This window comes from Pseudomonas sp. BIGb0164, assembly GCF_024810135.1.
Lineage (GTDB): Bacteria > Pseudomonadota > Gammaproteobacteria > Pseudomonadales > Pseudomonadaceae > Aquipseudomonas.
Genome location: NZ_JANUEA010000004.1, coordinates 483,940 through 497,758, shown reverse-complemented (window position 1 = coordinate 497,758; position 13,819 = coordinate 483,940). Strand labels below are relative to the sequence as shown.

Here is a 13,819-nt window from a genome sequence, read left to right as displayed (position 1 = left end):
CTAGAAAACCGCACCAAAATGGTGCTAAAGCGTTTAATTCTATAAACCTCGTAATCAATTTGTCATCAATTCAGATACCCAGACCTATGACTGATCTACCGGATACCGACTTCACCCAACGCTTCATCTTCGACGAGACCGACGCCCGTGGCGAACTGGTGTCGCTGGAGCGCAGCTATGCCGAAGTCCTCGCCAAGCACCCCTATCCGGAGCCGGTCGCGCAACTGCTCGGTGAGCTGATGGCGGCGGCGGCGCTGCTGGTGGGCACGATGAAGTTCGACGGCTTGCTGATCCTGCAGGCGCGCTCCGAAGGCCCGGTGCCGATGCTGATGATTGAATGCTCCAGCGAGCGCGAAATCCGCGGCCTGGCCCGCTACGAAGCCGACCAGATCTCCCCGGACGCCACGTTGTCCGACCTGATGGCCAACGGTGTGCTGGCAATCACCGTCGATCCGACCGAGGGGCAGCGCTACCAGGGCATCGTCGACCTGGACGGTGAAACCCTGTCGGACTGTTTCACCAACTATTTCGTGATGTCCCAGCAGGTCGGCACCAAGTTCTGGCTCAACGCCGATGGCAAGCGCGCCCGTGGCCTGCTGTTGCAGCAATTGCCGGCCGACCGCATCAAGGACGAAGACGAGCGCACCGACAGCTGGCGCAAGCTGACGGCCCTGGCCGGCACCCTGACCGCTGAAGAGCTGTTGGGCCTGGACAACGAAACCATCCTGCACCGCCTGTATCACGAGGAGGCCGTGCGACTGTTTGACGCACAGAGCCTGCGCTTCCATTGCAGCTGCTCGCGCGAGCGTTCGGCCAATGCCTTGGTCAGCCTGGGCCTGGAAGATGCGCAGAATCTGGTGGTGGAGCACGGTGGCAATATCGAGATCGACTGCCAGTTCTGCAACCAGCGCTACCTGTTCGATGCGGCTGATGTAGCCCAATTGTTCGCCGGAGCAGGCATCGACACCCCTTCCGACACCCGCCACTAAAACGTTTAAGCACAGGTAAATCACCTGACAAACGCCGGATTAGCGCAGTTCTGACGGGAGGGCCCTACTCTTTTTGGGCTTTTCTGGCATAATCCGGCCCACTTTTTTCGCGGTAGTAGTGCGCAACTTTCTACTACAAAACGTTTGGAGCACTCGGCCATAGGCCGACGGGGAACCTCATGACGCAAGCCAATAACGCCGTATACACCGATCTGAGTGTTGACGATCTGGTCAAAGAAGCCCTGCAGCGCGGTGAAGGCGTGCTTGCCGATACTGGCGCGCTGGTCGTAGAAACCGGTCACCGTACCGGTCGTTCGCCAGTCGACCGTTTCATCGTTGAAGAGCCGACCACCCAGGACGCTATCGCCTGGGGCCCGATCAACCGCAAGTTCCCGGCCGACAAGTTCGATGCCCTGTGGGCTCGCGTCGAGGCCTTCAACAACGCGCAAGAGCATTTCGTTTCCCACGTTCACGTTGGTGCTGCGCACGACCACTACCTGGCCGTGAAAATGACCACCCAGACTGCCTGGCAGAACCTGTTCGGTCGTTGCTTGTTCATCAACCCGGCCCAGTACAACCCGGCCGGTCGCGAAGAGTGGCAAGTGCTCAACGTGGCCAACTTCGAGTGCGTGCCAGAGCGTGACGGCACCAACTCCGACGGTTGCGTGATCCTCAACTTCGCGCAGAAGAAAGTGCTGATCGCCGGCATGCGTTACGCCGGTGAGATGAAAAAAGCCATGTTCTCGGTGCAGAACTTCCTGCTGCCGGCTTCCGACGTGCTGCCAATGCACTGCGCCGCCAACATCGGCGAAGCAGGCGACGTGACCCTGTTCTTCGGTCTGTCGGGCACCGGTAAAACCACCCTGTCGGCCGACGAAAGCCGTTACCTGATCGGTGACGACGAACACGGCTGGGGCGAAGGCGTGGTGTTCAACATCGAAGGCGGTTGCTATGCCAAGTGCATCGACCTGTCCGAGAAGAACGAGCCGGTTATCTGGAAAGCCATCAAGCACGGCGCCGTGCTGGAAAACGTGGTGATCGACGATGCCAAGCACGCCGACTACACCAACGTCAGCCTGACCCAGAACAGCCGTGCCGCCTACCCGCTGGAGCACGTGGCCAAGCGTTCCGAGAAGAACCTGGGCGGCGAGCCGAACGCAGTGATTTTCCTGACCTGCGACCTGACTGGTGTCCTGCCACCGGTGTCCATCCTCAGCGAAGAACAAGCGGCCTACCACTTCCTGTCCGGTTACACCGCACTGGTGGGCTCGACCGAAATGGGTTCCGGCGGCGGCATCAAGTCGACCTTCTCCACCTGCTTCGGCGCCCCGTTCTTCCCGCGCCCGGCTGGCGAATACGCTGAGTTGCTGATCAAGCGCATCCGCGGCTTCGGCTCCAAGGTCTACCTGGTCAACACTGGCTGGACTGGCGGCGGCTACGGCGTCGGCAAGCGCTTCAATATCCCGACCACTCGCGGCGTCATCGCAGCGATCCAGAGCGGCGCGCTGGTGGGTGCTGAAACCGAACACCTCGACACCATCAACCTCGACGTGCCATTGGCCGTACAGGGCGTTGAGACTGGCCTGTTGAACCCACGTAACACCTGGGCTGACAAAGCGGCCTACGACGAAGCGGCGAAGGCACTGGCGGGTCTGTTCATCGAGAACTTCAAGAAGTTTGAAGTGAGCGATGCGATCAAGGCAGCCGGTCCTAAGTTGTAAGATTCGGTTGTTGTGAAAAAGCCGCCCTCAGGGGCGGCTTTTTTGTGCGCGAAAGGTCAATCGACCATGTGCAAAACAACAGCACCGGCCAGCACCAGCACAACGCCCAACACCTGCACCGTCGACAACCGCTCCTTGAAAAACACATATCCCAGAATCGCCGCAATCCCGCCCGACAACGTGCTGATCACCGTCACCACCGACACCGACCCTGCCATCGCTCCCCAGGAAAACGCCGAGAAGCCGCCGAGGTTCATCACGCTCGCCCCGGTCAGCGTCGCGCAGTTCTTCAGCGGAGGGGGTTTCAAGCCGTCCTTGATCCTCATCACCATCAGCACCAATACACATAGCCCTACCAGGTAACCCAGCCACAGCATGGTGATTGGTCCCAGCGCCGGCAGTGTATAGCGGCCTTGCAGCCAGAAGCTGGTGCCATACAGCAAGGCGGCGAGCACGGCGTAGGCGATGGACAGGTGTGGATTGTTGTGGGGAACGCCGTTGTCCTTGTGGATGCTGGAGAGGACGACGCCAATCACGCACACGGCGATGCAGCCCAGTTGCATCAGGTTGATGTGCTCACCGGTGGCCCAGGACAGCAGGGTGGTCACTACGCCGTAGGACGTCACCAGTGGCGCGACGATAGCCGCTTTGCCGAGTGCAAAGGCCTTGGACAGCGCGAGGGCGCCGGAAACGGTGAGCAGTGCGGCGGCGATGCCCAGGAGCCAGATGCTCGACGGGGCGTCGAGGGATTTGAACAGGAAGCTTGGGAGAATGGCCAGCAGCAGGGTCATGATCAGAAAGCCCAGGGCTTGGCCGAAATACACCGCGCGTTTAACGCCCACGGCGCGGGCATTGAGGCCCACGAGAAAATCCGTGCCGCCCCAGAGCAGGGCGGCCAGCAGGCCCATTGTTACGTCCATGTAAGGTCCTTTTGAATGCTGTAGGAGCCCGGCTTGCCGCCAATGAAGCCCTTAGGACCGCCATCGCCGGCAAGCCGGGCTCCTACAGTCAGCTCAGGTTTTCCAGCGTCTGCGTGTCCCAGCTGTGGGTCTTGATGGCCAGGTAGAGCATGCCGATGGTCAGCGGCACTTTTTCGCCGCGACCCTTGGCACGGCGTTTGAGAAATACGTCAAACACCGGCGGGTTGAAGTAACGATAAGTGTCGAAGTCCCCCAGGTCGAGCGCAAATTCCTGCTCCAGCGCTTCCATCAATTGCTTGGCTTCACTGCCGTCGCAGCCCAAGTCGAAGTTGATCGAGGTTTGCAGGCTGATGGTCTTGTGTTTCGGCAGGCCGATTTCTTCGTGCAGCAGTTGCAGGAGTTGCTGCATGGCGGCGTCTTCGGGGAAGTTGGGGGCGAGGTTCATGGTGGGGGCACGCAGGAGTGGGTGAGGGGGAAGGGGGCGGTGGAAGCGGTATTTGTTGTGGCTGGCTAGCATCGCAATACCCGTTACAAAAGCGATGATAGGCAGGCTCTCCACCTGTAATTCCTTTATCCAGGTGGGGGCGCAGAATAAGAGTGTCGGACCGGTTATCACAAGGACCAGCCCCCATCTTTTTCTGGGTCGGGGACGCTTGAATGTTTTTTCGACTAAAGCGGAAATGGTCAAGATGAGTGTCAGACCGATCCAGTACCTGTATTCGGTCATCGCATTAGCCACCCTGCTTCCAAGAGGCAACGGCTTGCCAATGCATGTCGATTGCCAGGCAAGATGATCAAGCGCATCACTGTGAAGATGACGCCGTAATGGCCGATATATGCGTCCTTTCGATGTTCACAGATTTTTGTCGGAGTTATTGAAAAGCCGCTAGTTTCGGTTAGGCGAAGGTGAATTTTGTAGAGTAGGCGCAGGGAGATTTAAGCAGTTTGGGAAACGTCTGGTGCGGTACTGGATGGTTTCTTACGGAGGCTGCCGATTTTTGGTTTGACGGGGATTCTCTGGGTGAAATTGATCGTTTCAACTCAGAGCCGGAGGAGCCAGAAGTGGGTGTTGGATGCGATAAAAACTACGTCACATTTTGTACAAAAAATCCTCCATCAGCCTGAATTCAGCGTATGTTTCTCCGCAAAATCTTGCAGGACGATTCCGTCCACTACTTAAAGGGAGTTAAGCATGGGTTTGCGTCGTGTCGCGTCGGCGATGTCATTGTGTGCGGTCGCTTTTTCCATCCAGGCCGAGCAATTGCCGATTGAAGTGCTGAGTGCGGTGGTGAAAGACCAGAAAATCGCTGATGCCGAAGTGTTGCTGCAGCGCAATGGCGCACAAAACGTGGTGGGTCGCACCAACGCCCAGGGTCAGGTCACGTTGACCAGTGAAGCCGCTGATGATTCCACCAACCTGCTGATTATCAAGAAGCCCGGCTATTCCAACCTGGTGGTGAAATGCCCATGCAAGGGCATGACCTACGCCATCAGCCCGGTGATGGAAAACCTCGACGGCCTGCGCGTGGTGTTGACCTGGGGCAAGACCCCGGAAGACCTTGACTCCCACATGATCTTCCCAGGCAACAACATCTACTTCGAGAACAAGAACGGCACCGATGCCGAGCTGGATGTGGATGACACCGACAGCTATGGCCCGGAAACCATCACCCTGCAGAAAAAGCACTACGGCGAAAGCTACGTGTATGCCGTACATGACTACACCAACGGGGGTAATCCAGGCTCGCGTCAACTGTCCAACAGTGAGGCCAAGGTGTTCGTGTACATGGGCCAATCCCTGGTGCGTACTTACTACGTGCCGAAAAACCGCAGCGGCAACCTGTGGACGGTATTCCGCATGACCGGCAGCGGCGACTTCCAGGACATCAATACCTTCAGCGGCGTGACCGTGAATGCCGCGAATGTGCTGAACGAAGTCAAGCCGCTGCTGGATGACAGCGTGGCCGTTACCGCAGTTGCGGTCAGCTCTTCCGCACAGACCGATGCGAAACGTCTGAACGTCCAGGGTGAAGCGGCCTACCAGGCGGGTAACCTCGACCAGGCCATCGACCTGTTCCGTCAGGCGATCGAGTTGGACAATGGCTTCGGCAAGGCCTATGGCAACCTGGGCCTGGCGTATCAAAAAGCCGGCAACACGGCCGAATCGATCTGGGCCAACCGCAAGGCCATCGCCCTGGCAACCGGTGCAAGTGCTGCGACGGTGCGCGCTGGCGCTTATTACAACATTGCGCGGATCTATGAAGCGGCGGGGCAGTTTGCCGATGCGTTGCGTCACTACCAGTTGGCCAAGGAACAAAAGGCCAACCCGGTGTACGACACCGCGATTGAGCGGGTGCAGAACCGCTGATCAATAGCGACACACGTTACCGACAACGCGCCCCGGTGGCGCGTTGTTTGTTTGGGCAATGGCTACTGACGTGAGGCTGCATCGAGGTCCATCAACCCTCGCCCATAGGCTTCGCTGTTGGCATAGATACCCGTTCGATTCGCCGTACTGAGCAGGCGCTCACGCACTTGTTGCGGCGTCATTTCCGGAAAGCGGCTTTGCAATGCCGCCAAGGCACCGCTGACCAACGCAGCGGCTGGCGAGGTGCCGGCGGTTGGTCCGTAGCTGCCATCCTTGTAGGTGGTCAACAACCCTGCGCCACCGTCACCCCCTGGCACCGCGATGCACCAGCGTGCGGCGAGGCCACAATAATTGGATTTGAGATTGATGGCCGTGCCGTCGTTCTTAAGGGCCATGACGGCAATCCAGCCTTTCTCCAGTTCGGGCACCAACGCTGGAAGGCCTGGTTCGGCGAGCGGTTCACGCTTGACCTCGTTGCCCGTTGAGAAAACGAACACTGCGCCTTCGGCCACCAGCTTTCTTGCCACGCCCAATGAGTCACCCATCAGGCGCTCATAGACGGGAACCTCGTTGGTGTTGGCTTCAATGGGATTTGCCCAAGAGTTACTGAAAATGCGTGCGCCTCGGGTAGAGGCGAGCTTCCAGGCCTGGGCGATTTCATTGTCGAAGTAGAACGGCTCCCGGTCATCACCGAAACGCATGGGTATCAACTTGGCGTTGAAGGCGATGCCGTGGATGCCCTGGTCATTCTTGTTTGCGGCGAGAATACCGGCCATCTGGGTGCCGTGGCCCTTGATGTCGAGGGTGCCTGGCTGCTGTCTCACGAAGTCGTAGCCCGGTTCGCCTACACGCCCGTCAAACTCGGGTAGCGCCTGGTTGAGGCCTGAGTCGATCAGCGCAACGTTGATGCCCTGGCCGGTGCCGCCTCGCGCGTAGAGAGAGGAGGCTTTAACGATCACCAGGGCTTTTTGTGCGAGGTATTCGGGCGTTTCGAAACGCTGTGCGTCCTCCTCGGCAGGCGTTCGGGCGGGGGCGTTTGCACAGCCCAGCAGTAACAACGACAGCATGAACATGACGAGGTGCTGCGGTGAAAACAGTGTGCATCGAGACATTCACGACTCCATGTCGGGGGTAGGTGATCTGGCGTGCTACTGTCTTCGTTTTTGCGCGGGCTTGCAGGTTTTCTCTGTATCAGTTTGTAGCGTTTATCCATGACCTTTTTTCGATCGCTGATCTATGTTTTTGACTCCTTCAGCGGTCAACGGAGTGACAGCCTATGCACGACACCCTCCAGCAGGTCTTTGGTTATCCACAGTTTCGTTTGGGCCAGGAAGAAACCGTCAGCGCGGTACTGGCCGGTCGTTCGGCAGCTGCGATTTTCCCAACCGGCTCAGGCAAATCCCTGTGTTACCAGCTGTCGGCGGTGTTGCTGCCGCATCTGACATTGGTGGTTTCACCCCTGTTGGCGTTGATGCAGGACCAGCTCGGTTTCTTGCAGCGCCACGGCATTTCGGCGGGCAGTATCGATTCGGCCCAGAGCCGCGATGAGGCCAATGACGTGATGGCCCGTGCGCGTTCAGGCGAGCTGAAAATCCTGATGATCTCCGTAGAACGCTTGAAGAACGAACGCTTCCGCAACTTCCTGCAAAGCGTGCAGATCTCGTTGTTGGTGGTGGATGAGGCGCACTGTATTTCCGAGTGGGGCCACAACTTCCGGCCGGACTATTTGAAGCTGCCGGACTACCAGCGCCAGTTCAATATCCCACAAGCCCTGCTGCTGACGGCTACGGCCACGCCCAAGGTGATTGCCGACATGCAGGCCAAGTTCGCCATTGCACCGGACGATGTGGTGACCACGGGCTTCTATCGGCCCAACCTCAACCTGTTGGTGGAACCGGTCAGCGGCGCGGATAAGCGTCGTCGGCTGGTGCAGTGGATGAGTGAACGCGCTGATCAGCCAAGCATCGTTTATGTCACCTTGCAAAAGACCGCCGAGCAGATTGCCGAGCACCTGAACCGCAACGGCATCCAGGCCGAGGCATATCATGCCGGTTTGCCCCACGATAAACGCGAGGGTATCCAGCAGCGCTTCATGGGCGGACGTTCCAATTGCATTGTCGCCACCATTGCGTTCGGCATGGGCATCGACAAGAGCGACATCCGCAATGTGGTGCACTTCGATCTGCCCAAGTCCATCGAGAACTACAGCCAGGAAATCGGCCGGGCCGGGCGGGATGGGCAACCCTCCGACTGCCTGGTGCTGGCCAATCGTGACAGCCTCAACGTGCTGGAAAACTTCGTGTACGGCGACACGCCCGAACTGGAGGGTATTCAACGTGTACTGGAGGAGTTGCAGGCTGCGCGGGGCGATGGACAGTGGGAGTTCTTGCTGAGGTCGCTGTCGGACCACAGCAACATCCGTGAGCTCCCGTTGAAGACGCTATTGGTGCAACTGGAGCTTAAAGGGGTGATTGCGCCGCGCTATGCGTTTTATGCCGAATACCGTTTTAAGTACTTGATTGAACCTGACGCCTTGCTGGCGCGTTTTTCGGGCGAGCGGCAGCAGTTTGTCGCAGCGATTATCCAGGTGTGCAAGCGGGCGAAAACCTGGGCGACGGTGGATTTCGACGCGCTGTACCAACAGCACAATGCCGAGCGCGGCCGGGTGGTGAAGGCCTTGGATTACTTCCAGGAGCAGGGCCTGATCGAGCTGGAAAGCAAGCAGATGACCGAGGTCTACAGCTTGCTGGATACCGATTTTGATCCAGAGGTGTTGAGCGCCGAGTTATACACAGGTTTCAAGCAGCACGAGGTGGGCGAGGTAGCGCGAATTCACGCGATGCTCGATCTGTTCGCCACCGAACATTGCCTGGGGCAACGCCTGGCTCAGTATTTTGGCGATGAAAATGCGCCCCAGCGTTGTGGGCATTGCTCTGTATGCCATGGCCACGTTGCACATCTGCCGCCACCACCCGGCTTGCCGCCGCTTGTGGATAAAAACTTCCTGGGGCTGTGCGGTGATTTTATCCACAGGCATCATGAGCACACGGGGCAATTGCCGGGCGCGGAACGGCTGACACGTTTCCTTGGCGGTATCAGCGTGCCGCTTTTCACCAAGCTGAAAGCGCGGGGCATTCCGGGTTTTGCCGCACTTGAGGACTACCCCTACGCCGAGGTGCGCGAGTGGGCCCAAGCCCATTTGAACGACCTTTGAACCCCCCCTTCACGAGATATGCCCATGCCAGACTCCGTGCCACAACGTGCCGATTACCCTCACTTCCAGCCGATCATCACGCGTTGGCACGACAACGATGTGTATGGCCATGTGAATAACGTGACCTACTACAGCTTCTTCGACACGGCGGTGAACACCTACCTGATCGAACAGGGTGGGTTGGATATTCATGACGGTGAAGTGGTGGGGTTTGTGGTGAGTTCGGCGTGCGATTACTTCGCGTCGATCGCCTTTCCCGAGCGCATCGAAATCGGCCTGCGGGTGGGCAAGCTGGGTAACAGCTCAGTGCAGTACGAATTGGCGGTGTTCAAGCAGGGCGAAGAAGAGGCCTGTGCGGCGGGGCGCTTTGTGCACGTCTTCGTGGATCGGGGGACGAACCAGCCAGTGACGATTCCGGGAATGTTGCGCGAAGCGTTGCAGCGCTTGGTGGTTCATTGAACACAACAAATACCCACTGTAGGAGCTGGCTTGCCAGCGATGGCGGTGGGTCAGCCAACTAAGTATCAGCTGACACTCTGCCATCGCCGGCAAGCCAGCTCCTACAAGGGATTGATCGTGTTCTTTAGCTCTTACCGGTGACGGTAGTGGTGCTTGTTCTTGCGGTGGCCATAGGCATGCCCGCGGCCATGGTGGTCATCACGGTCATAGCGGCGGTTATCGCGCCCACGATAGCGGCGGTCGTCGTCATCGCTCTTGTTGCCCATGTAGTTGCCCAGCGCGCCACCTGCACCGCCGCCCGCGGCTGCGCCGATCAGGCTGCCGGTACTGCCGCCCATGCTGCGGCCGACCACGTTGCCACCGGCTGCGCCCAACGCGCCACCAATGGCCGCTTCGCCACGGCTGCGCTTGTCAGCGCCGACCGCACTGCCGCCTGCGCCGCCCAAGGCTGCGCCGATGGCCGAACCGGTGTTGCCGCCGATCTGCTGGCCGACAACCGAACCCAAAACCCCGCCCAATGCGCCGCCCACACCGGCTTCGGTGGTGCCACCGGCCATGGCTGCGCCACTGACCAGGCCAAGGGACAACAAGAGAATCGAGGAGAACTTCATAGGGAGACCTCAAGAGGATGACGGCGCGATCCTGAGGTTGTATCGAGACGCTGACAATCGAAATCCGACCGGTGGCAGCAGTTGTATACAATTTACTAAGTTGCTGTTTTTTATGGGGAACTTAAGTGATTTTTGCAGGTCTTTAGCTACTTCGGAACGGCCGCTTTTATGCAAAAGCGGCCTTTTTTATGCCCGAAATTTGACCCGGCATCGTTCCCGTTGCCTGCATGGGAGCACTCACTGCAGGAGCCGGCTTGCCGGCAATGGCGTCGGTGCAATCAACGCAAGGCTTAATGGCCGCATCGCCGGCAAGCCGGCTCCTACAGTTGTAAGGGTGATCAGGCCGAGCGGGCCATAATCAAGCCGTTGTCGCTTGCTGCTTCCAGGCGAATCGCCACGAATTTCGACGTTGGCGTATGGCTGCCATCGCCGGTGCTTTCCAGGGGCACCAGTGGGTTCACTTCCGGGTAGTAAGCCGCCGCCTGCCCCGCAGGAATATCGAACGCCAGCAAGGTAAAGCCTTTCACGCGGCGCTCGCGGCCGTCTTCCCACAACGACACGATGTCGGCCTTCTGCCCTGGCTTGAAGCCCAGGCGGATGATGTCGGCTTCATTGACGAACAGCACGTCACGCTGGCCTTTCACGCCACGGTAGCGATCGTCCAGGCCATAGATGGTGGTGTTGTACTGATCGTGAGAGCGCATTGATTGCATGATCAGGTCCGGCACCTTGCCCGTCGCGTGGGTGCGCTCGTGGATCAAATCCTTGGGCAGGATGTTCGGGCGGAAGTTGGCGCGCCCCGACGGGGTGTTCCAGCGGCGGGCGCCGGCCGCGTTGCCCAGGTAGAACCCACCTGGGTTTTTGATCTTCTCGTTGAAGTTCTTGAAGCCCGGGATAGTGTCGGCAATCAGGTCGCGAATGCGCCCGTAGTCGGCCACCAGCCAATTCCAATCCACCGGTTTGCTGCCCAGGGTGGCGGCGGCGATACCGGCCAGGATGGCAGGCTCGGACTTCATGAATTTCGACAGCGGCTGCAACTGGCCGTTGGAGCCGTGAACCATGCTGAACGAGTCTTCCACCGTCACCGCTTGCGGGCCGTCGGCCTGGATGTCGATGTCAGTACGGCCCAGGCACGGCAGGATCAGCGCGTCTTTGCCGTGCATCAGGTGGCTGCGGTTGAGTTTGGTGCTGATCTGCACGGTCAGGTCGCAATTGCGCAGGGCCTGGAAGGTGCGCGGGCTGTCTGGGGTGGCTTGGGCAAAGTTGCCGCCCAAGCCGATGAACACTTTGGAACGGCCTTCGAGCATGGCGTGGATCGCTTCGACCACGTTGTGCCCGTTCTCACGCGGCACCTGGAACTGGAAGCGACGCTCCAGGGAATCGAGGAACGCCACCGGTGGGCGCTCGTTGATACCCATGGTGCGGTCACCCTGCACGTTGCTGTGGCCACGCACCGGGCACAGGCCGGCGCCAGGGCGGCCGATATTGCCGCGCAGCAGCATCAGGTTGGCGATTTCCTGGATGGTCGGCACCGAATGGCGATGCTGGGTGATGCCCATGGCCCAGCACATGATCACGTTCTTGCCTTTGGCGTACATGCGCGCCGCTTGCTCGATCTCCACCAGCGTCAGGCCGGACTGCTCGACGATTTCATCCCAGGAGGTGTCGTCGATCTTGCCCAGGTACTCCAGCACGTTGGCGGTGTGCTCGTTGAGGAAGTCGTGGTCGAACACGGCTTCCTTGCCTTCGGCCTGGGCCTGGCGTTCCCACAGCAGCAGGAACTTGGCCATGCCACGCAGGATGGCCATGTCGCCGCCGAGTGCCGGGCGGAAGTAGGCGGTGTTGGTCGGCTTGTCACCGTTGGTGAGCATTTCCAGCGGGTGCTGCGGGTGCTGGAAACGTTCCAGGCCGCGCTCTTTCAGCGGGTTGATGCACACCACCTGGGCGCCACGCTTCACCGCTTCGCGCAGCGGTTCGAGCATGCGCGGGTGGTTGGTGCCCGGGTTCTGGCCCCATACGAAGATCGCATCGGCATGTTCAAAATCATCGAAGGTCACGGTGCCTTTGCCGACGCCCACGCTTTGCGCCAGGGCTACGCCACTGGCTTCGTGGCACATGTTCGAGCAATCCGGGAAGTTGTTGGTGCCGTAGGCGCGCACGAACAGCTGGTACAAATACGCCGCTTCGTTGCTGGCGCGGCCCGAGGTGTAGAACTCGGCCATGTCCGGGCTGGGCAGGGCGTTGAGGTGCTTGCCTACCAGGTCGAACGCGGCTTCCCAACTGATGGGCTGGTAGCGGTCGGTTTCGGCGTCGTAGCGCATCGGTTCGGTCAGGCGGCCTTGGTACTCCAGCCAGTAGTCGCTTTGCTCCAGCAGCGCAGTGACGCTGTGTTTGGCGAAGAACGCCGCGTCGACGCGACGCTTGGTGGCTTCCCAGTTCACGGCCTTGGCGCCGTTCTCGCAGAACTTCACCATGCCGCTTTCCGGCGAGTCGCCCCATGCGCAGCCCGGGCAGTCGAAACCGCCGTTCTGGTTGGTCTTGAGCATCATGCGCAGGTTTTTCAGCGCGTTGTCGCTGGTCAACCAGGCCTGCGCCACGCTGATCAGTGCGCCCCAGCCACCGGCCGGGCCTTTGTAGGGCTTGTAGCGCGGGGTTGGGGTTTGGTCGGCTTGATGGTGCATGCTCATGGTTGGTACTCCATCGCTGGGCTATAGACCCGCGGCGCGCTTTTCTGCGGCAGGTGGATGAGGTTGAGGTTGTGCCGGCGCGCCCATTGCAAGGCCAGGCCGGTGGGTGACGACAGGCTGACCAGGGTCTGGATGCCCGCGCGCAGGACTTTCTGGATCAATTCCAGGCTGCAACGGCTGGTGACAATTGCCAGGCCACCTTCGGTCGAAATCTTTTGGCGGATCAACGCGCCGATCAATTTGTCCAGGGCGTTATGCCGGCCGATGTCTTCACGGCCCAGCAGCAATTCGCCCTGGCCGTTCATGAACACCGCCGCATGCACGGCGCCGCTGTACTGGCCCAGGGGCTGAAAGGCGCTGATGCGCTGGCGCAGCCCATCGAGCCACGCGGCCGGTGGCAAGGGGGCACCCGGCAACACCTGGAGGTCCGGCAGGGCCTGTTCCACGGCTTCCACGCCGCACAAGCCACAGCCGCTGGTGCCTGCCAACTGTCGGCGCTGCTGCTTGAGGTTCCAGAAGGCACGGCTGGAAATCTGGACCTGGGCGTATTGGGCCGAGCCCGAACCACTGAGTTTCAGGTCATAAATGTCGCTAACGTCGGCGATAATGCCACTGCCCATGCTGAAGCCGACGATGAAGTCTTCCAGGTCCGTCGGCGTCACCAGCATCACCGCTTGGCTGATGTCGTTATAGGCAATCGCCAACGCCACTTCTTCAGCCAACGCGGTGCTGGCGACTTCAGTGTGTTCAAGATTGCAATACTGGTAGCTCTGGCTGGCGGCAGGCGCGGGCGTCTCAGAGGCAGGCGCCGCGCAGACTGGGCGCTTGGCGTTCATGGGGCAGTACCACC

At 59.7% G+C, this 13,819-nt stretch carries 11 protein-coding genes; 5 read left to right on the top strand and 6 right to left on the bottom strand.

All coding sequences use genetic code 11. The features are described 5' to 3' along the window. Positions 1 to 86 precede the first annotated feature (86 nt). A complete protein-coding gene (gene hslO, locus M2394_RS13570) occupies positions 87 to 989 on the top strand; it encodes an Hsp33 family molecular chaperone HslO (RefSeq protein WP_178918911.1) in 903 nt (300 codons plus the stop codon). A gap of 179 nt (positions 990 to 1,168) precedes the next feature. Beyond that, positions 1,169 to 2,710, top strand: a complete 1,542-nt coding sequence (locus tag M2394_RS13565; RefSeq protein WP_259172809.1) for a phosphoenolpyruvate carboxykinase — start codon at positions 1,169 to 1,171, stop codon at positions 2,708 to 2,710. 56 nt (positions 2,711 to 2,766) lie between these two features. On the opposite strand, the gene M2394_RS13560 is transcribed toward M2394_RS13565, so the two are convergent. Together M2394_RS13560 and M2394_RS13555 are read right to left on the bottom strand one after the other, a co-directional pair. Further along, positions 2,767 to 3,630 carry a DMT family transporter gene (locus M2394_RS13560; RefSeq protein WP_259172808.1) on the bottom strand — a complete coding sequence of 288 codons (864 nt, stop codon included), beginning with the start codon at positions 3,628 to 3,630 and terminating at the stop codon, positions 2,767 to 2,769. An 88-nt stretch (positions 3,631 to 3,718) separates the two neighbouring features. Further along, positions 3,719 to 4,075, bottom strand: a complete 357-nt coding sequence (locus M2394_RS13555; RefSeq protein ID WP_259172807.1) for a DUF1493 family protein — start codon at positions 4,073 to 4,075, stop codon at positions 3,719 to 3,721. 747 nt (positions 4,076 to 4,822) lie between these two features. On the opposite strand from M2394_RS13555, the gene M2394_RS13550 reads away from it, so the two are divergent. Further along, complete coding sequence (locus tag M2394_RS13550; protein ID WP_259172806.1) at positions 4,823 to 5,998, top strand: tetratricopeptide repeat protein; 1,176 nt, start codon at positions 4,823 to 4,825, stop codon at positions 5,996 to 5,998. A 62-nt stretch (positions 5,999 to 6,060) separates the two neighbouring features. Here M2394_RS13550 and M2394_RS13545 read toward each other — a convergent pair whose 3' ends face one another. Beyond that, entirely contained in the window at positions 6,061 to 7,110 is a 1,050-nt protein-coding gene (locus tag M2394_RS13545) for a S8 family peptidase (protein WP_178918496.1), read from the bottom strand. A gap of 164 nt (positions 7,111 to 7,274) precedes the next feature. Between M2394_RS13545 and M2394_RS13540 the strand changes: the two genes are divergently transcribed. Beyond that, positions 7,275 to 9,212, top strand: a complete 1,938-nt coding sequence (locus M2394_RS13540; RefSeq protein WP_259172805.1) for an ATP-dependent DNA helicase RecQ — start codon at positions 7,275 to 7,277, stop codon at positions 9,210 to 9,212. 24 nt (positions 9,213 to 9,236) lie between these two features. Further along, on the top strand, positions 9,237 to 9,671 hold the full coding sequence (locus M2394_RS13535; RefSeq protein ID WP_259172804.1) for a thioesterase family protein: 435 nt from the start codon (positions 9,237 to 9,239) through the stop codon (positions 9,669 to 9,671). Positions 9,672 to 9,802: 131 nt separating this feature from the next. Here the strand turns inward: M2394_RS13535 and M2394_RS13530 are convergent, their stop codons facing one another. The 3 genes from M2394_RS13530 to fdhD form a co-directional block, all read right to left on the bottom strand. Beyond that, entirely contained in the window at positions 9,803 to 10,282 is a 480-nt protein-coding gene (locus M2394_RS13530; protein WP_178918499.1) for a YMGG-like glycine zipper-containing protein, read from the bottom strand. A gap of 338 nt (positions 10,283 to 10,620) precedes the next feature. Further along, the gene (locus M2394_RS13525) at positions 10,621 to 12,969 is read right to left on the bottom strand and encodes an FdhF/YdeP family oxidoreductase (protein WP_259172803.1); all 2,349 of its coding nucleotides are present in this window, start codon (positions 12,967 to 12,969) and stop codon (positions 10,621 to 10,623) included. Next, the gene (gene fdhD / locus M2394_RS13520) at positions 12,966 to 13,805 is read right to left on the bottom strand and encodes a formate dehydrogenase accessory sulfurtransferase FdhD (protein WP_178918501.1); all 840 of its coding nucleotides are present in this window, start codon (positions 13,803 to 13,805) and stop codon (positions 12,966 to 12,968) included. Before fdhD ends, M2394_RS13525 begins: the two co-directional genes overlap by 4 nt. Positions 13,806 to 13,819: the final 14 nt, after the last annotated feature.